Here is an 18980-nt window from a genome sequence, read left to right as displayed (position 1 = left end):
CCTGAAGCTCGAGACCGCAGCCTGAGATCTGAGCCTGAGACTCGGGCCAAGTCAGCAGCTCGGTCCGGCATCTTCTCAGCCTTGGTATCTTCTCAACGCGTCCCTCACCAGCAATACGTTGGTGAGGGACGCGTTGCTGAAATGGTCTCGTATGCCGCCATACCGCTGGGTTCATGGTGCTCCGGCCTGCTGCTTGAACAAGGGTATTCGATGGTTACGGTCATACTCATTGCAGGAGGCGTACGCGCGGCAGCCGGTGTGGCGGCTCTGATTTCACCTCTTGCTCGGCAATGACGACTTTGAACGATATGCGCGTCATAAAGCAAATGTATGACGGCGGCGAGCGAAAGCGCGACTTGCCGAGCGTAGCCGGTGCCTTATGTGCTAGCCTCGGATAAAGGCTAGTGCCGATATTTGCGGCGCTCTTTAGGCAGGTAGTTTTCCTCAAGGAGGCAATATGACCGAAGTTACGAACAATAGTGATGAGCCACTGGCACAGCGTGCCTCGGACGCATTCAACGCCCCCATCGCCGAAGCCGATCCGCAGATCGCGGCCTTGCTGGACGAGGAGTTGCGCCGCCAGCAGGAGGGGTTGGAGATGATCGCCTCCGAGAACTTCGTGCCGCGCGCGGTGCTGCAAGCCCAGGGCTCGGTGCTTACGAACAAGTATGCCGAAGGTTACCCGGGCAGGCGCTATTACGGTGGTTGCGAGGTGGTCGATCAGGTGGAGACCATCGCACAAGAGCGAGCCAAGAGCCTGTATAGTGCGGAATATGCCAACGTGCAGCCGCACTCCGGCGCGCAGGCCAATGCCGCCGTCTACCAGGCGCTCGTCAAGCCGGGAGACACGGTGCTCGGGTTGGCACTCGACCATGGCGGGCATTTGACGCATGGCATGAAAATCAACTTTTCAGGGCGCTTCTATAATGCTGAGGCCTATGGGGTGAATCCGGAGACCTTCCGTATTGACCCCGAGATCATCCGTCAGCGTGCGTTGGAAGTGCACCCGCAGCTCATCATCGGCGGCTGGAGCGCATACCCGCGCATCGAGGATTTCAAAGCGATGAAGGAGATTGCGGACGAGGTGGGCGCTAAGTTCTGGGTTGACATGGCCCACTTCTCCGGCCTTGTGGCCACCGGCTTGCACCCCAGCCCCGTGCCCTATGCCGACGTGGTCTCTTCCACGGCCCACAAAACGCTCGGCGGTCCGCGATCCGGGTTTATTCTGGCCAAGCAGGAGTATGCCAAGAAGCTCAACTCAGCTGTGTTCCCCGGTCAGCAGGGTGGCCCGCTCATGCACGTCATTGCCGCCAAGGCTGTGGCTTTCGGCCAAGCGGCGACGCCCGAGTTCAAGGATCGCATGCAGCGCACGCTCGACGGGGCCAAGATTCTGGCCGAGCGCCTGCTTGCCGATGACGTGAAAGCGCAAGGCATCACACTGCTTACCGGTGGCACCGACGTTCACTTGGTGATGGTCGATCTGCGCAACAGTGAGATGGACGGTAAGCAGGGCGAGGATCTGCTGGCGCAATGCGGCATCACCATCAACCGCAACACAGTGCCGTTCGACCCGCGCCCGGCCTCCGTGGCTTCCGGTCTGCGAATCGGCACCTCCGCACTGGCGTCCCGCGGATTTGGTGAGGAACAGTATCGTGAAATCGCTGACGTGATTGGTACAGCGCTAGCTCAGGGCAAGAGCGCAGATGTGGACGCGCTGCGTGCCCGAGTGGTAAAGCTTGCGCACGAGTTCCCGCTCTACCCGGGGCTTGACCAGACGCACTGATTGTGCGTGGCTGGGCGCGTGCTTGGTTGTGCGTGACTAATGCTCGTGACTGGTGCGTGCGACTGATTCGATTGGGTGACCGGTTGCGTGGCTTGGTTGTGCGTGACTGGGTGCGTGTGCTTGACGTGTGTAGCCAGTTATGTGTGACTGGGCGTGAGTGCTTGGTTGTGCCTGAATGGTTGCGATTGTGCGCTGTACTGCGGTCGCCTATGCAAAAATCGGACGTTTGTGTTCGGACGTTTGCGTGTATGTACGGATGTGGATGCTTGAGGCGCGGCATTGCGGCGCAGAGGGATGCTAGCGTGTGTATGTGTGAGAGTGGATGCTTGAGTGCAGGCGCGTGAACATGTGTGGCGGCGCCTGCTATTTGGGTGACATCGTGCGGGCTGTTGCGCCGGGAGTCATGCTGACTGTTGCGCTGGGATAGGGAGGAGAAAGAGTATCGCACTGTTTCGACGCGCCGAGGTGGCGAAAGTTGAGGAGTTGCGGTATTCTATTCAAGTTGCCTTTCGGCGTTGGCTGTTGGGCGATGCGCGCCAGTAGCCCAGTGGATTAGAGCAGCTGACTACGGATCAGCAGGTCGCAGGTTCGAATCCTGTCTGGCGCACCGTTACGGCGGAATACTCGAGACTGTATCGTGTTGAGTATTCCGCCGTTTTGTTATTGCCGGTTGCTTGTGATCTGCGATGCCGACCGCGATGATGCGGTTCGGCGGGGATGATGTCTGATTGTAATGGTTGTACTGCTGCAGTAATGCCAACGCGCTGCGGAACCGACGGTGAAATGGGGTCAGCGTCGGTTTTGTTGCGTGGAGGTGTTAGCGGCGCTACAGAAGCGTCGGCGAAGTAGGGTTAGCGTCGGTTGTGTTGCGTTGGGTTGTTGTTGTGCGGCGGAACCGTCGGTGGAATGGAGTCAGTGACGGTTCTGTTGCGTGGTGTTGGTATGTAGCGATGTCGAACGAGTTACGGGATTGCCAGTAGGAGTGCGGTTTACGTCGGTTGTGTTGCGTGGTGGTGTTAGCGCGCTACAGAAGCGTCGATGAAATGCGGTTAGTGACGGTTCCGCTGCGTGGAGGTATTGATGTGCGGCGGAACCGTCGATGAAGTGGGGTTAGCGACGGTTCTGTTGCTTGGTGGCGTTATCGCGCTACATAACCGTCGGTGAAATAGGATTAGTGACGGTTATGTAGCGTGGAGGTGTTGCTGCGCTGCGGAACCGTCGATGGAATAGATTTAGCGTCGGTTGTGTTGCTTGGTGGCGTTAGCGAGCTACAGAAGCGACGGTGAAATAGGGCTAGCGTCGGTTCTGTTGCGTTTTGTTGCGTTGGGTTGCGTTTTGTTGCGTTGGGTTGCGTGGTGATGCGTTGGGTTGTGTGGTGATGCGTTGGGTTGTGTGGGGTGGATGGTGGCAGCTGTGGAGTTGCGGTATCCACCCCGGGTTCCGTCGTCTGCCGGAAGTGAGAGAGATTGTGGCAGACGACGGAAGTCTGGTGGGATGATATGGGTACGTTTCGTTTGTTTCATTGTGAGTATTTGGATGAAAACGTACCTATGTGTTCGGGTTCTGTGGTGATTGGGTACGTTTCGTTCATTACTGCGGCGTAATCTGACCGAATCGTACCCATTCGCTTGAGATATGTGGGACATGGGTACGTTTCGGTGAGGTGGGTGCGCGGTCGGTACGGGCAGCTGGTATGCAACCGGCCAGTATGGGCAGGTGGTGGGGATCAATCAGCGGTGGTGTGGTGTTGCTTGTGCTTCAGTGCTGAGGCGATGGCGAGGAATATGACTGCGATGATGAGCCCCGCGACCGCGATGATGGCCGCTGTGGTGGCGCCTCCAGTGAAGGGGAGCGCTTTGACGGCGGGGTAGTAGGTGATGGTGATCTCGCTGGTGCGGTTGGTCAGTTCGGGGTTCACAGGAGCGGCGGGATTAGCTGGGTCTGCTACAGGCGTGCCATCGGTGTGGGCGGTGGTTTGCGCTTGGGTGGTCGGGGTGTGGGTGGTCCAACCGTCGAGGTGCGGGCTGTCTGCCTGCGGGTAGTAGCCGGTGGTTTTGGTGGTGCCGTCGTTGCTGTTGGCGGTAACCCAGCTGGTGTAGGAGACGGTGCCGGTGACGGGGTTGGTGCGTTGTTCGCGAGTCCAGGTCACGGTGTCCACCCGGTCAGGAGCCGCTTGGGTATGGTCGTGCTGGTACTGGTAGTGGATGGTGCGCGTCTGAGTTTTGGTTTGCACTTTGGCGGGCAGTGGTTGGCAGTTGATCCAGTAGTCCGAATGCCCTGCGGGGTAGGTGGTGTTGATTGAGCAGGTGGTGTCGTTACAGGACAGGCCGGGGCTTGCTGGTTGGGCGTAGTAGCCGGCAGGGATGCGTGCAGTCAAAACGGCGCTGAGCGGATCGTCCTGGCGCCCGTTGAATGACTGCTGCATGCCGGTGTTTTCGACTCCGTTCACGTTCCAGTGGACGGTGGCGTTGGCGGCCGGTTTGACATAGGTGATGGTAGTTACCGCGTTGGTGGCGCTCATCAGGTCGGTGCCGTAGACGGGTGCGCCGGCTGCGTTGACCGGTGCGTTGGGTGTTACGATGCGGGTGCTGGGATTCCAACTGCCGTTGGTGACGGAGACGTCGTAGCCGGGCTTGACAGGCACGTAGACGCCGCTGTAGCCGGGTTGTGCGTTTCCGGCGTTGTAGTAGGTGCCGTTCAACGAGTATGAGTTGAACGAGTTCACGAGGACAGGCCACGTGCCTTTGAACGAACCGCAAGCGCCACCATGGTTGCAAGCGACCGGGGTGTTCCAGAGGCGGTCCGCTCCTCTGAGGGTGAGGACGAGTTCTCCCCATTCGCTGCCGGCGGGCACAGGATTGGTAGGGGTGGGCCTTGGTTTACCGGGCAAACCTGGCTGAGAGATGGCTCCTCCTCCGCCGGAGCCGAATTGGAAGGTGACGGAGCCGGCGCTTACGACTTCGTACATGATGCTCTGGTTGACGTCACCTCCAGCCGAACTGCCGTTGGAATATCGGAACTGTACGGTGTTGGTGGCGGTGTAGTCGCATCCTGTGGCAGTGAAGGTCTGTGCTGTCGGTGACTGGCTGCCCAAGTAACCGGTGAGTTTGTCGGCTGTAGTGGTAATGGCCGTAATTGCGTTGTATGCGGGACCGCTGTAGTAATCCATCCTGAGGCCGAACAGGTTAGTCAGGCCCACGTTGCATATGCCGGTGCCCATGGTGGAGAGGCTGGGCTTATCGCCCTGCGTTGACGGTGTGGCACCGTAAATGGCGGCACCGGAACCGGAGGGCGAGGGGGCCGTCGCCGGAAAGTTGCTGCGAGGAGCCATCTGGTCGTGTGGAGGTGGCATCTGCTGATTGCGGCTGGTCTTCGTTGGCCGTGGCAAGCAGCGGTGTGCTGGAATCTAGAGCTTCAGGCTCGCGGGGGGGGGGTGATATTCAATGCTGCCGAGGGGTTGGCATCGCTGGAAGCGGCCGCTGAGGTGTTGGCGTTGTCTCCGATGCCTGCGGCATAAGCGGTGATGCCTCCTGTAAGGGCGATGGTGGACGCGGCGAGGATGATGGACAGCATTCCCGCAGTACGATGTGTGTTCGCGGTACCTGTGCGGTGTGACGTGCTGAAGAGTGACATGGTGTGACTGCTCCGTTTCCGTGTGCCTGCGCAAACACCTCTGGTGGCACTGTGTGTAAGGTCTGTTGATTGGCAGCACTGTGAGTGCATAAAACAACTTGTTTTGAGCATATATTACACATGTGACATGCGTTACATGTGGAGATGAGAAGCGGGAGGCGATGGCTTGGGGAGCCGGGAGCGGGGAAGCGGGAGGCGATGAATCGGGAAGCAGGAAGCAGGAAATTGCGAAGTCAGAATCCCAGAAAGCCGGAATCTGTACAGATATCGCCTACAGTGTGGCCGCGAACTTATCGACCAGCTTGTTGAGCAAAGGGGCGATGCCGGTGTCGGTGAAAACTGCCGCATCGCTCATGCCGGCAGTATCGGCATCAACATCGGTTGTGCTTTGTGCGTCAATGCTGCCGTTCACCGCCTGCTTTGCAGCCTGCAACCGTGATTTCGCCTCGTCTCGGCTCTGCTCGATGAACTGAGGATGCTCGTCGAGATAAGCCAGTACGGCCTGTGGGTCGTCCTGCCGCACAATCGCCTCGAAATTGCAGTCTGACTGCAGGGCGAGCAGTACGGGCAGCGTGTAGATGCCGTCGCGAATATCCTCAAGCTTGGGCTTGCCGGTGTCGTGACCGACGTTGAAATCTTCGATGTCGTCGGCAATCTGGAATGCTACGCCCAGGTTTTCCCCGAAGTTTGCCGCCTGTTGCTGCGCGGTTTTGCTGCATACAGCACCATCGGCTGAGCCGAGTGTCAGCCCGGTGGTGCACGCCAAACGGAACAAAGCCGCCGTCTTGCCGGTGATGGCCCGCACATAGTGCGTTTTGGTGGTGGATGTATTGTGACGAGCGGACTCCTGCAGCAGGTCTCCCGAGACGATTTCGCCCACGGTGTGTGCCTGGTGGGCCAGGAAAGCGGTATCGGGCGCCACATCCGCCATGATTTCCATATAACGGGCGAGGATCAGATCCCCCAAGTAGATGGCGGCTTTGTTGCCGTGCAGCACCTGCACGGTTGGTTCGCCGCGACGGATGGGGGCGGAATCGAGCACGTCATCATGTACCAGCGTGGCCAAATGCAGCATTTCCAAGGCCGCCGCCGCTCGAATAACACGTTGTGGTGCAGGTTGCGGCTTATCGGCTGTAGTGGTGTCGGCCGCTGCAGCATAGGAGAAGACCAATGCCAACGACGCCCGAATCATCTTGCCGTGGTTGTCGAGCAGGGTGCGGTAGGTATCTCGGTATGGGGTGAGATGATCCTCTTCGTTGTGCATGGTCTCCACCACACGCTTGAGGTCCCGCTGCAGTAGCGCTGCGTGCCGAAGTGTCATGCCGCTCTCGATTCTGTGGTGTTCCATGCCGTTTCCGTTGTAGCTCGTATCAGTATTGCCGCTCAGTGTTGCTCCCTAATATAGCAACGCGTATATAGTACGTGTGCAGGCGTGATAACTGCTGCTGCGTTCGCCTATGGAAACACTGGGGAATATGCGCTAAACCTCGCTGACTCAACGAAAATGCTATTCGCCGCCGTTGATCCGTGTAGCGGAAATCACACCATCGAGCCCACAAAGGTCGGCGATGAGTTCTGCCGAGTCACGCCCACGAATGGCCAGATTGGCGGAGACGACACCGTTATCGCTGCCGGCGTCGCCGCTGGGGTCGTGGTCTGTCCCGTGTTCGGTGGCGCGGGTGGAAAAGCCTTCCACCGTCACGCCATGCGAGGCACATACGGAAAGAATGGAACGCAGCGTGCCGTGTCCGTCTAGATAGCGCAGGCGCAGCAAGTCGTCAGATCCTGCCGAAGGGGCTACTTTTTTGATGACAAAAGGCACCAGCAGCACAGTCAGGAAGTAAATGACGGTGCCGATGGCCGCCGGCACGAGCAGACCGGCGCCACAGGCCGAACCGATGGCCGCAGTCATCCAAATGGACGCGGCCGTGGTCAGGCCCCGTACGTGACTGCGCTGGGTGAACACCACGCCGGCACCGATGAACCCGATGCCAGAGACGATTTGCGCGGCCACGCGCGACGGATCCGCCTTCACACCGATGCTGAGCATGTCCAGGAACCCGTACTTGCCGATGATGACGAACAATGCCGATCCCACACCGACCAGTGAGTGGGTTCTGGCACCGGCGTCCTTGTGCCGCGCCTGGCGTTCGATGCCGATGGCCACGGAGAGCACAAACGCCGCCAGCAGATAGATTGCCTGTTGATCCCACATGTCGAACTGGAAACCGTGCATATCTTCCTCTGCTCCTTGTGCGGTACCTGTGCCTATGACTGTAGCTCAGGTTGTACCTGTGCGCGCTCTGCGATTTCGATTTGCTCTTTCAGCCAAATACGTTCCGCCGGGTCGATGTCCATGGCATCCAGATATTTCTGGTACACAGGGTAGAAGAGACGCAGCGCCGGGTAGAGCGCGAAGAGTGCCCGCTCCGTACTGTGTTTTCTGGAGTGGTTGGGGTGAGCGTCGAACGTGTTCTTGAAGCGTTTCATGTAGGCGCGGAACGAGTTGAACGATGTGTCCATGCGTCTTGCGGAGACCCCGCAGATCATGCGACTGGAATATACGGTTTTGAGGCTGTGATCCATCATATGCAGGGAAATATCGATATCCTCGTGCATCACGTCCGCCTTATCCCGGCATACTGAGTCTTTGATCTGTTCCCATGTACTGGCGCGCAGAGCCATGTTCGAGCCGAACAGCAGCACTTGGTTGTTGTCGGCGCGGTAGGTGGTCTGGCGTACCACGTTGTCGCCCTCGAACGCCACGCGGTGTGCGGGCATGTCATAGTAGACCGCTGGGCCTGTGGCACCCATGGCCTGCGGGTCGGACTCGAAGATGTTTGTCACCACTTCCACCCAGTCGGGCTTGAGCATGCAGTCGGCGTCGATGCGTCCGTAGATGTCGCCGGTGGCTATGGACAGGCCGTAGTTGCGAGTGGGGATGAGTCCCTGCTCCTCGTCTTGCTGTTCCAGACGTACCGGAGCTTGCGGGTGTTCGGCGATGAATTGTTCCACCAAGGTTCGGGTATCGTCGCTGGAGCGGTTGTCCACCACGATGACCTCGTGAGGTGCCACGCTCTGGCAGGTCGCGTTCATCAAGCAGTTGACGATATGCTCGTGCTCGTTGTACGCGGGAATGACGATCGAAACCTTCAGCATGTGTTCTACTGTAAGGCAAGAACCATACAGTGCCGAACATGAGGTGTGTGCGTTCGTGGCGGGAGACGAGATGTTTTTGCGCTGCATGCACAGTGTCCGTCCACGTGCCCAGACCCCGTTGCTAGTATGGGGCGTATGAGCGAACACGATACTCGGAAATTTGACTTCGGAGCGGTTTTTCCTTCGAAAGGTGACTCCCGGCGCCCACCGGACTGGTGGGGGCGGGCATTGCTGTATACGGCCATCGCAATCTTCCTTGCCGTGTTTGTCTGGCAGTCGTGGAGCAAAGTCAGTTATATTGTGCTCGACATCGTCATCTCCGTGTTCGTGGCATTGGCCATGGAACCTCTGGTGGTGCGTTTGGTCAGGCACGGCTGGAAGCGAGGCGTGGCGGCCGGTGTGGTGCTCGTGAGCTTGGTCGTCGTGGTGGTCGTGCTGTTGTCCATGTTCGGCAAAGTGTTTGTGGACCAGGTCATTTCCATGGTCAGGGATCTGCCTGCGCTGTATGACCAGCTGCGTGAATTCACCGAGCACTATACCGATTTCGAACTGCCGGAGATCAAAAACTTGGGCACTGAGATTCTCCACAATATTCAGACTTCGTGGGTTACCGATTTCGCCGGGCAAGCGGTGAACACCACCATGAGCGTCTTCAGCTTCCTTATCAACTTGCTCACGGTGCTCATGGTGACCTATTACATTTCCGCTGCGGGTCCGAAGATGCGCCGTAGCATGTGCCAGTGGTTTGCGCCCAATGCTCAGCGTCGCTTCCTGCTCGTCTGGACGGTGGTGCAGGATCAGATTTCCGGATTCCTGTTCTCCCGGACCATTCTGGCTCTGGTCAACGCATTCTGCACGTCGATCTTCCTTATGGCCATACAAGTGCCCAACTGGCTGCCTTTGGCTTTGTTCTGTGGTATCACCGCTCAGTTTGTGCCTACAGTGGGCACGTACATCGGCGGCGCGCTGCCGGTGGTGTTTGCATGGGGGTCGCGAGGCTTGGGGTATGCGGTTGCCGTAGTGGTGTTCATCGTGATTTACCAGCAGATTGAGAACCTGGTGCTCTCTCCCAAGATCTCCCAACGCACCATGGACTTGAATCCCGCCATCGCCTTCCTGTCGGTTCTGGTGCTCGGTGGCGTATTCGGAGCGCTTGGCGCGTTCCTGGCTTTACCCATCACAGCCAGTCTGCAAGCGTTGTTCAAGGTGTATACCAAGCGTTATGACTTGGTGGAATCTCCGTTGATGAGCGACCCCGCTCCGGTCTCCAAGTCGAAGGTGGTGGAAGGCGCCGAAGCGTTCAACGAGCACATCATCAAACCGGTGGCGGACCACATGCCCAGAGCGGCGAAAGGGTCGAGTGCCAAAGTGCCGGTGAACGACGAGGTGCGTGCGCTGCAGCGTGAGGTCTACAATCTCACCGAACGCGATGAGCATAGTGGTGCCAGTGCGGATGAGTCTCTCACAGTCGCCATTCCCAAAGGCATGCTCAACGGGTCGGCCCGTGGCGGAGCCAAGGTCGAGACAGCGGAGAACAATATTGCCGATAACATTATGACGATGCACCTCGCTGTGAACGGTCTTGTGGGTCGTTCAGACTCTGCTGATGCTGATGCTGATGCTGATGCTGACGGTGGCAATAAACTCGACGCCTGTGCCGGCCAGCAAGGCGAGAGCGTCGACGCTGACGGCAGTGGCGAGGATGACGATTCGACTCCGTCTCCACATGCGGAGGACAACCCGAGGAACAGGTGGCGATAAATGGTATTTCTCTCCATCCTTGACGTGCTCATGTTCATCATGGGTGCGGTTAGCTTGATCTACCAAGCCGTATGCATTCTGGCGTCGCTGTTCCATCATCAGATCGTTTTCCCGGTGGCGCCCATGAGCAACCGATATGCGGTGCTTATCTCCGCGCGCAACGAGGAGCATGTGGTGCCCAATCTCATCGCTTCAATCCGTGCGCAGACGTACCCTACGCAACTTGTGGACATCTGGGTCGTAGCAGACAACTGCACCGATCGCACCGCCGAGGTGGCCAGGGAATTGGGCTGCCATGTCGTGCAACGGCAAGATACGAGCCAGGTCGGCAAAGGCTACGCGCTGTCTTATCTGCTGTCCCACATGATCGAAACCGGTGAGGCGGACGATTATGAGGCGTTCTTCGTCTTTGATGCAGACAACCTGCTTGACAGCCACTACATCGAGGAGATGAACAAGGCATTCTGCTCCGGGTTCCGCATCCTTACCAGCTACCGCAACTCCGTGAATCTCGCTGATAACTGGGTGTCTTCCGGATCGGCGCTTTGGTTCATCCGTGAATCCCGTTTCCTGAACAATTCACGCATGATGTTCGGTTCAAGCTGCCATGTGGGTGGTACCGGCTTCATGTTCTCTCACGACGTGATGAAACGCAACGGCGGATGGAAATTCCATCTGCTCACCGAAGACCTCGAATTCACTATGGACTCCGTACTGCACGGTGACCGCATTGGTTATTGCGGCACTGCCATCCTCTACGATGAGCAGCCGGTTACCTTCACGCAGAGCTGGCGCCAGCGGTTGCGCTGGAGTAAGGGATTCCTGCAGATTTTCCGTTATTATGGGCCGCAGCTCATCAAACGAGCGGTGCGGGAGCGCGATTTTTCAGCAGTCGATCTGACGCTGATCATCTGCCCGTTCACGGTGCTCAGTGGTATTCGTGTGGTGCTTGGTGCGCTTTTCGCCATGCTTGGTTTCGTCTCATGGTCCTCGCAGCTCGGCTCTCTGGTCAGTTGGGTGGCCGGAGGCGTGCTGGGCATGTTCGGTCTGATGGGCTTGGCCGCTCTCACCATCTTCGCGGAACGCGACCAGATCGGTGCGTCCAACAAGGAACTGTTCGCTTACGTGCTCAGTTTCCCGATCTACATGTTCAGCTACGTGCCGATCGCCTTCCAGGCCATCTTCTCAAAGGCCGACTGGAAACCGATTGAACACAAGGCGACGATTGAGGCCGCGCAACGGGATGCTGCTCAGATCGCCAGTGCAGATGCTCAAGGCAGTTCAATGCACTCTGATGAACCGGGTACGGATTGCGATAAGCGAGATGCGGCCTTCGAGGGGGCCACAGCGTGAGCGGGTACCAGGACATGACCGGTTTCACCGGGGGAGTGGACTCCACGTTGGAAGCGGAAATCAATGCCGATTCGGGGGACTGGGTGGAAGCCTGGATGGACTCTGACGCCAGAGTTCGTGAGCAGACGGACGCGCGCGTGGCTGCCAACTATGCCTGGAGGGCGATGAGCGTGCGCCGAGCATGGCGTGTAGGTCTTGCCTCTGTGATCGCAGGAGTGCTCACGTTGGGGTATGTGACTGGAGATGTGCTCGACTTGGTGCCAGGTCCGCTTTCCTTCTCCTCGGCACAGACCGGCACCTCGGCACAACCTCCGCTCAGTGTGCGTCCTGCTTCCCAGCTGGTGAAACAAGCGGACTTGGACAAACCCATAGATGCCGATCAAGCCAGGCAACTGGTCGATGCGTTCGCTGCCTCTGCGGGAGTGGGGGACTCGGCTTCGGTCGTGGTCGTGGATGCGAAAGGCAAGGTTGCCGCTTCGCTGAATCCGGATGCGCAGAGAGAACCCGCGTCCACTATGAAAACCCTGACTGCTTTGGCTGCGGCCACCACGCTCGACATGGGGTCGCGTTTCGAAACCGATGTCTATCTCGATCACCCGGTGGGTGCAGAAGCGGTGCTCACGCTGAAAGGCAACGGCGACATGCTGCTCGGGGCGGGGCAGAACGACCCGAATCATGTCAACGGTCGTGCCGGTCTGGCCTCACTGGCGGATCAGGTCGCTTCATCGTTGAAAGAGGGGAGGGTGAACCGCGTCAGACTGGTATGTGATGATTCGCTGTTCGGTGCGGTTCGCTCGCCGGAGCATATTGCGCAGAACAACGACCAAGGCAACTACTTCACCGGTGTCTCCTCGTTGGCGGTGGACGGTGGCCGGTTATGGGGTGGCACTGCCCACAGCCCCGACGACTTCAACGACTATCCAGCGCTCTCCACCACCACAGCAGCCGATACGCAGAAGACGTTTGCCTCGCTGCTGCAAGATCGCGGCATCAATGTGGAGCTCGGCGGTGTGGCGTCCACTGCCGAACAACTGACGCAAAGCGGAGCAGGAGAAGACGGCAGCGACGTGCCGCAGGCAGGGGGAGCCAAACGTGTGGGATACGTGCGCTCGGCCACGTTGAGCGAGATACTCGGATTCGCTCTGCGGCATTCAGACAACACACTGGCCGAAGAATTCGGGCGTTTGGTGGCGTTGCACGCGCACGCCGACAACTCGCCGGCCGGTGCGGTCCAAGCGGTGCGTTCCGCTCTCACCGCACTCGGCTTGGACGTCAACGGCGTTACGATGGCGGATTGTTCAGGGCTTTCGCCCGGATCTTCGCTCAGCGCGCTCACTTTGGCACAAGTGCAGACCCACTATCTGCTGCCTGGCGCGGCGGTAGGAGCTTCGGAGGGGCTGTCCGTTCCCGGGCTTGCCGGCACGGCGAGAAATCGACTTGCCGACGATTCCGCAGCGGGGCTGTTGCGTGTCAAAACCGGGTCATTGCAAGATGTGACTTCCATGGCCGGCAACGTGTCGCGCAAACACGGTGGTGTACTGGCCTTCGCGGTCATTGTGAACCGGCCGGCTGATTTGGGCGGTGCCAAACAGGCTGTCGATCGGCTCATGGCCAGTCTTGCCGACCTATAGCATGTGTGGCTCGGTATTGCAGGCCGGTACGGTGGCACTTTAGAAGATATCGAGCGGTGTGGCAGAAAGCAGCCCTCGGATACGTGACGGTATCCGAAAGTGAATTGATATGGTAAGGCACATTGGGGGAGGTACATATGGTTTATGCTCCGGCGCTCAAACATGCCGTGGGTGCTGTACGTTCCTGCCTGTCCTCGCTAGGTCTGCGCGCGCAAGACGAGCGTTTTGCACAACATGGTGACCACAGGCCTGCAGCCGATGCTCCGTTGGTGCTGGTGGCATGCTCCGGTGGCAGGGACTCCATGGCGCTGGCTGCGGTGAGTCAGAAAGTGTGCGCGTCGCTGGGCTTGCGCTGCGGTGCCGTCATCGTCGACCACCACATACAAATCGAGTCGGCGCAAGCGGCGCGTCAGGCGGCTCGCGACTGCTTGCAGCTCGGCCTTTCCCCAGTCGTGATTCATGAGGTGCATGTGGATGAAAGCCGTGGCGACGGCGAGGAAGCCGCCGCTCGCGAGGTTCGTTACCAGGCATTGGCGAGCGTGGCTCAATGGTTTGATGCCGCCGCAGTACTGTTGGCTCACACGCTTGATGACCAAGCGGAAACTGTGCTCATGGGGTTGCTGCGATCGGGGGGAACAACGTCACTTGCCGGCATGCGACGTGTCATTGAACGTTATAAGACGGTTCTTTTTGCCCGACCGCTCATGGAACTCACGCGTGCTGACACCACATCGATCTGTGAACTCCTCAATCTCAGTTGGTGGGACGATCCCACCAACGGCGAGCACGTGCCTGCCAGTGAAGATCTTCCTGTGACATTCCCGTTGCGCTCGCGCGTCAGGCATACGCTTATGCCGGTCATCGAACAGCTTTTCGGTTCCGGTGCCGCTTCCCACTTGGCTCATGGAACCGCGATGGCTCAAGCGGACGAAGATTTCCTCAACGCCAGCGCCGTGCACCTGTATGAGCAGTTGGCATGTCGAGAAGGCGAAACCTGCGTAAGGCTCGATGCCATAGGACTGGCAAACCAACCGCCGGCCATGCGTTCGCGCGTAGTGAAACTTGCGCTGGAATATCTAGGAGTTCGCTTCTCTGCGCGCCATGTGGCTGCGGTAGAGCAGCTTGCCACACATTGGCATGGGCAAGGACAAGTTTCGCTTCCCAGAGGTTATTCAGCAAAACGCAAGAAACACGTCATTCGCGTGTGCAAAAATGGAGCGCATGCGAATCGCTGATGTACAAGAAGAAATCGACCATGAGCTGATCTCCCATGAGCGCCTCATGACTAGAATCCACGAAGTGGCGGACCAAGTGAGCGAGGACTACCGTGGTCGCACTCCACTGTTGCTCTCTGTGCTCAAAGGTGCCGTAAATACCATGGCTGCGTTTTCCCAGGCGTTGAGTATTCACGTTGAGATGGATTTCATGAGTCTGTCAAGCTATGGCTCAGGAACGGAAAGCCGAGGCACCGTCGAGGTTCGCCAGGATCTTTCCACCGATGTGAAGGGTAGGGATGTGCTCATCGTCGAGGACATCGTGGACTCAGGCCGCACACTCACATGGCTGAAGCAGGAGCTTCTTGAACGCGGGGCGGCTTCGGTGGAGGTTTTTGCATTATTGGAAAAGCCAGAACGTCGTGAAATGGACGTGGATATCGCCTATACCGGGTTCACTGTGCCGGATGAATTCGTAGTCGGTTTCGGTCTGGACTATGCCGAACGATTCCGCAATCTTGATTCGATAGCTGTATTGAAACCGGAAGTCTACGAAGGAGGTCAGGCATGAGCGATCCTCGGCAACAGGGCCAGATGAACGACATGAGCCCGAACCCACAAGGTGATCCGGGACAAGGCGGTGGCCGCCCCGGCAACGGTGCTCCGGGCGATAAGGGCCCTCGCTTTAACAATCCGTTCTCACGCGGGGACGGTGGCCAGAACGGTAACGATGGCAAAGGGGACGGCAACAAGTCATTCTGGCAGTCCCCGTGGCTCTGGGCGCTCGTCCTTGTCGTCCTGCTCGGCTTGGGCATGCAGCTTTTCGCTGGTACCGGCCCACAGACCGTTGATACCGAAGACGGTATGAATCTCATCTATGGTGCGGTCAACAAGGACGGCACCGTGGATAAAGCCAAGGCAAATCGTAGCCTGCTGCCGTATAACGGCGTCGATCCCGATGAAGCCAATGGAGATACATCCACGGGCAAGCATGCCGATAAGAACAAGGATGAGAGCCAGAAGCAGGACTCCAAGAAGTCTGAAGATGGCGACAGCAGCACCCCGAAGGACGGTCAGCCGGGCGACGAGCAAAGCGATCCGGATGCCAAGTCCGGCGCTGACCAGCAAGATGGTTCCAAGAGCGATACGCCGAGCACCCCTACGGCGTTCGAGCCCGGAAAGGCTAGCATCGCAGCAGGTAAGACCGTTGCCGCAGGCAGCAACGACGGCAAGCATATCGTGGTTGAGCGCGCCACCATCATCGCCAACGGCCAGCAGGTCAAGCTCAAGCTGAGCGACGACTATGTCAAGACCGATCCCAAGACCAAGCGGCCTCATCGCTATGGCCGCGAGGTGCAGTTCTACTATGCCAAGGCACAGGAGACGCAGGTGGTGGAAGCCATCCGTCAGGCGGCTCCCGCCAATGGTTGGAACGCTGAAATCGCGCAGGACAGCATCTGGACCAGCATTTTGGTGTCATTGCTGCCGATGGTGTTGGTGTTGGTGCTCTTCTGGTGGATTTTCAGCCGCATGGGCAATTCCGGCTCGGCAGGCATGCTGGGCATGGGTGGTTCAAAAAACAATGGCAAGCTGCTTACCGGGCAGACGCCTACCACCAAGTTCTCCGACGTGGCCGGTGAGAAATCTGCGGTCGAAGAAGTGGAGGAGATCAAGGACTTCCTCAAAGATCCGTCCAAGTACAACGCTTTGGGTGCGCGTATCCCGCGCGGCGTGCTGCTCTACGGTCCTCCCGGAACCGGCAAGACGCTGCTGGCTCGCGCCATCGCAGGCGAGGCCGGCGTGCCGTTCTACGCCATGGCGGGCTCCGACTTCGTGGAGATGTTCGTCGGTTTGGGTGCCTCCCGCGTGCGTGACCTCTTCGAAGAGGCCAAGAAGAACGCTCCGGCCATCATCTTCATCGATGAGATCGATGCCGTCGGTCGCAAGCGCGGCTCAGGTATGAACGGTGGTCATGATGAGCGTGAGCAGACGCTCAACCAGCTGCTGGTGGAGATGGACGGGTTCAACAACGACACGAACCTCATCATCATCGCGGCCACCAACCGTCCCGACGTGCTCGACTCTGCACTGATGCGCCCTGGTCGCTTCGATCGCCAGGTAGCTGTGGAGGCTCCCGATCTTGAGGGGCGCGAAGCCATTCTCAAGGTGCATGCCAAGGGCAAGCCCTTCGTGCCTGACGTGGACCTGCATACCGTGGCAGTGCGTACCCCAGGATTCACCGGTGCCGACTTGGCCAACGTGCTCAACGAGGCTGCGCTGCTATGCGCCCGTGCCGGAGCCCAGCTTATCGACAACCGTGCCATCGACGAGGCCATCGACCGCGTGCAGATGGGGCCGAACCGCAAGAGTCACCGCATGGCGCTTGAGGAGATGCGCAACACCGCATACCACGAGGGCGGCCATGCCATGGTGGCGGCGGCGCTGCACCACACCGACCCGGTGACCAAGGTGACGATTTTGCCGCGAGGTCAGGCGCTCGGCTACACAGCCGTCATGCCGACTCAGGATCGGTACTCCGAATCCCGTGAAGAGCTGCTTGACCAGATGGCTTACGCCATGGGCGGTCGTACCGCAGAAGAGGTCGTCTTCCGCGACCCCACCACCGGTGCATCCAACGACATCGAGAAGGCCACGGAAATCGCCCGCAAGATGGTGATGGAATTTGGTCTGAGCTCCAAGCTCGGTTCGGTGAAATGGGGGGCGGCCAACCCGGATCAGGAATCCACGGAAGGCTTTGCGCACAAGTACTCCAACAAGACCGCAGAGGTCATTGATGACGAGGTGCATGACCTTATCGAGACGGCTCACACCGAGGCATGGAACATCATCAACGAGAACCGTGACGTGCTCGACGAGCTGGTGCGCCAGCTACTCGAGAAGGAGACGCTGGACGAGAAGGAACTGGCTGAGGTCTTTAAGAACCTACGCAAGGCGCCGGAGCGTAATCTGTGGCTCTCCGATCCTGCCCGTCCCGACTCCGATCTGCCGCCGGTACCGATTCCGGAGAAGCTCAAACGCTCGATGGGCGATCAGTGACCATGACTGACTCCAATGAATCAGTCGCATCAAAGAGAGGCATGTCGGACTCCGGCACGCCTCTCGGCGTTTTGGCGCGCGTGGTGCTCAGCGCTGATGATTCCGATGCCGTCCGGAGCGTGGCCGATGCGGGCAAGACTCGTACCGCCGATCGGCAGCAACATGCAGCGGCGCTGATGCAAACACTGATGCAATCGGTGTCGGACGGTACTGCGCATGCCGATATCGTGTTGCGCGACGACAGTGGCGCATCGTTCACCTTTACAGACGTGCCGCTGAGCGTGGACTCGTCCGAGCATGAGCAAGAGCAGCGCGTGCCTACGTCCGTAGCCTCATACACTGCGGTGGTGTCGATGCGCAGTCAGATGCCCAATGCGGAGCGACTGTTCCAGATTCTGTCCGTCTCGCTCGACGCGGTGCCAGGCAACCAGCTCGAAGGCATCTCGCCGCTCTACCACGTCATCAACGTGGACGAAGCAGACGGCATGGCCGCGGTGGTGCAGTTGAGCACCCACTGTGACGCCCAGGCCATGCAGCGTTTACTGGATACGTTGGCACGCAGCCATGAGGGCGCCGTGGCGATGACTTTGGTGCAGCTGCAAGGACAGGCGGAGGGCACCGTCGTTCAGCGGAGTGAACCGTACCACGATGCTGCCGCTGCGACCGACGCTGCGGTGCTTGCGCCTTGGTTCGACATGGATCCGGACGCGCGACTAGACGATGACCCTGTCTCTTACCTGCTGGCCATGGCGCCGAATGCAGGATTGGTGGGCATGCTGTCGCAAAATTGGATATTGGGGGAGACACAATGAAAGCGCAACGTACACCATGGTGGTATTACCCCGTGTCGATGCTGGCTGGCTTGGTACTCGGTATAGGAGCTGCCAGAGTTTCTGAATCGACGTCTGTGCAACTGGTGGGTGCACCCTGGTTTATCGCCGGGGCCATGGCGGTTCTTGGCATCATCGCGCTAGTGCTGGCGCTGCAGGTGCACCGGTATGTCACCGCCAAGCCGGAAGAACGAAAGAGCTGGATCGACCCTGACAAGGCAGTGTTTACGCTTGTGCTGTGCAAGTCTCTGGGGGTCGCCGGGGCACTGCTTGCCGGTTGGTATCTGGGACAGATACTGCTGCTGGCAGTGCACGCCGAAGCGCCGTTGTACCGTACCATCGTCATTCAGTGCGCAGTCACCGCCGTGGTCTGTCTGGCGGACATGGCCATCGGCATCGTCGGCGAATGGCTCTGCCAGCTGCCGCCTATCGATGGCCCCGAGCACCCGAAGACCATGCGCTCCAAGCGTGCTTCCCGTTCGATTGCCCAGCCTGCCGCCCACTGCTCAAAGTCATTGCAAGACAAGCGGTAGGCGGTTGCTCTGGGGCGCAGGTGTGC

15 protein-coding genes and 1 tRNA gene are annotated in these 18980 nt (G+C 59.0%); 11 read left to right on the top strand and 5 right to left on the bottom strand.

What is annotated here, in order from left to right:
* The first annotated feature begins 81 nt into the window (after positions 1 to 81).
* The 3 genes from AC3B5A_RS03165 to AC3B5A_RS03155 all read left to right on the top strand — a co-directional run bounded on the left by AC3B5A_RS03165 (position 82) and on the right by AC3B5A_RS03155 (position 2390).
* Positions 82 to 294 (top strand): hypothetical protein, encoded by a 213-nt coding sequence (locus AC3B5A_RS03165; protein WP_489798787.1) that lies wholly within the window; start codon positions 82 to 84, stop codon positions 292 to 294.
* 163 nt (positions 295 to 457) lie between these two features.
* Complete coding sequence (gene glyA, locus AC3B5A_RS03160; RefSeq protein ID WP_489798785.1) at positions 458 to 1783, top strand: serine hydroxymethyltransferase; 1326 nt, start codon at positions 458 to 460, stop codon at positions 1781 to 1783.
* 533 nt (positions 1784 to 2316) lie between these two features.
* A tRNA-Arg gene (locus AC3B5A_RS03155) sits at positions 2317 to 2390 on the top strand.
* Positions 2391 to 3509: 1119 nt separating this feature from the next.
* Here the strand turns inward: AC3B5A_RS03155 and AC3B5A_RS03150 are convergent.
* The 5 genes from AC3B5A_RS03150 to AC3B5A_RS03130 all read right to left on the bottom strand — a co-directional run bounded on the left by AC3B5A_RS03150 (position 3510) and on the right by AC3B5A_RS03130 (position 8575).
* Complete coding sequence (locus tag AC3B5A_RS03150; protein WP_489798783.1) at positions 3510 to 5135, bottom strand: mucin-binding protein; 1626 nt, start codon at positions 5133 to 5135, stop codon at positions 3510 to 3512.
* Between the two features lie 62 nt (positions 5136 to 5197).
* On the bottom strand, positions 5198 to 5416 hold the full coding sequence (locus AC3B5A_RS03145; protein WP_489798782.1) for a hypothetical protein: 219 nt from the start codon (positions 5414 to 5416) through the stop codon (positions 5198 to 5200).
* A gap of 271 nt (positions 5417 to 5687) precedes the next feature.
* Positions 5688 to 6737, bottom strand: coding sequence for a polyprenyl synthetase family protein (locus tag AC3B5A_RS03140; RefSeq protein ID WP_489798780.1), 1050 nt, complete (start codon positions 6735 to 6737; stop codon positions 5688 to 5690).
* Positions 6738 to 6923: 186 nt separating this feature from the next.
* On the bottom strand, positions 6924 to 7652 hold the full coding sequence (locus AC3B5A_RS03135; RefSeq protein ID WP_489798778.1) for an MgtC/SapB family protein: 729 nt from the start codon (positions 7650 to 7652) through the stop codon (positions 6924 to 6926).
* 32 nt (positions 7653 to 7684) lie between these two features.
* Complete coding sequence (locus tag AC3B5A_RS03130; RefSeq protein ID WP_489798776.1) at positions 7685 to 8575, bottom strand: glycosyltransferase family 2 protein; 891 nt, start codon at positions 8573 to 8575, stop codon at positions 7685 to 7687.
* Positions 8576 to 8710: 135 nt separating this feature from the next.
* Here AC3B5A_RS03130 and AC3B5A_RS03125 point away from each other — a divergent pair, with 135 nt between their 5' ends.
* From AC3B5A_RS03125 to AC3B5A_RS03090, 8 genes are all read left to right on the top strand, one after another.
* The gene (locus AC3B5A_RS03125; protein WP_489798774.1) at positions 8711 to 10336 is read left to right on the top strand and encodes an AI-2E family transporter; all 1626 of its coding nucleotides are present in this window, start codon (positions 8711 to 8713) and stop codon (positions 10334 to 10336) included.
* Positions 10337 to 11689: a glycosyltransferase family 2 protein gene (locus AC3B5A_RS03120; protein WP_489798772.1), complete on the top strand. Its 1353-nt coding sequence runs from the start codon at positions 10337 to 10339 to the stop codon at positions 11687 to 11689.
* The gene (locus AC3B5A_RS03115; protein ID WP_489798770.1) at positions 11686 to 13320 is read left to right on the top strand and encodes a D-alanyl-D-alanine carboxypeptidase; all 1635 of its coding nucleotides are present in this window, start codon (positions 11686 to 11688) and stop codon (positions 13318 to 13320) included. The genes AC3B5A_RS03120 and AC3B5A_RS03115 overlap by 4 nt, the downstream gene beginning before the upstream one ends.
* Positions 13321 to 13457: 137 nt before the next feature.
* Positions 13458 to 14555 carry a tRNA lysidine(34) synthetase TilS gene (gene tilS, locus AC3B5A_RS03110; RefSeq protein ID WP_489798768.1) on the top strand — a complete coding sequence of 366 codons (1098 nt, stop codon included), beginning with the start codon at positions 13458 to 13460 and terminating at the stop codon, positions 14553 to 14555.
* A complete protein-coding gene (hpt, locus tag AC3B5A_RS03105; protein ID WP_489798766.1) occupies positions 14542 to 15105 on the top strand; it encodes a hypoxanthine phosphoribosyltransferase in 564 nt (187 codons plus the stop codon). Before tilS ends, hpt begins: the two co-directional genes overlap by 14 nt.
* Positions 15102 to 17591: an ATP-dependent zinc metalloprotease FtsH gene (gene ftsH, locus AC3B5A_RS03100; RefSeq protein WP_489798764.1), complete on the top strand. Its 2490-nt coding sequence runs from the start codon at positions 15102 to 15104 to the stop codon at positions 17589 to 17591. The genes hpt and ftsH overlap by 4 nt, the downstream gene beginning before the upstream one ends.
* Positions 17592 to 17593: 2 nt before the next feature.
* The gene (locus AC3B5A_RS03095; protein ID WP_489798762.1) at positions 17594 to 18403 is read left to right on the top strand and encodes a hypothetical protein; all 810 of its coding nucleotides are present in this window, start codon (positions 17594 to 17596) and stop codon (positions 18401 to 18403) included.
* Complete coding sequence (locus AC3B5A_RS03090) at positions 18400 to 18954, top strand: DUF3180 domain-containing protein (RefSeq protein WP_489798761.1); 555 nt, start codon at positions 18400 to 18402, stop codon at positions 18952 to 18954. Before AC3B5A_RS03095 ends, AC3B5A_RS03090 begins: the two co-directional genes overlap by 4 nt.
* Positions 18955 to 18980: the final 26 nt, after the last annotated feature.

The organism is Bifidobacterium sp. ESL1133, assembly GCF_058107325.1.
The sequence above is the reverse complement of the archived record's forward strand: the minus strand, read 5'-3'. Positions and strand labels throughout refer to the sequence as shown.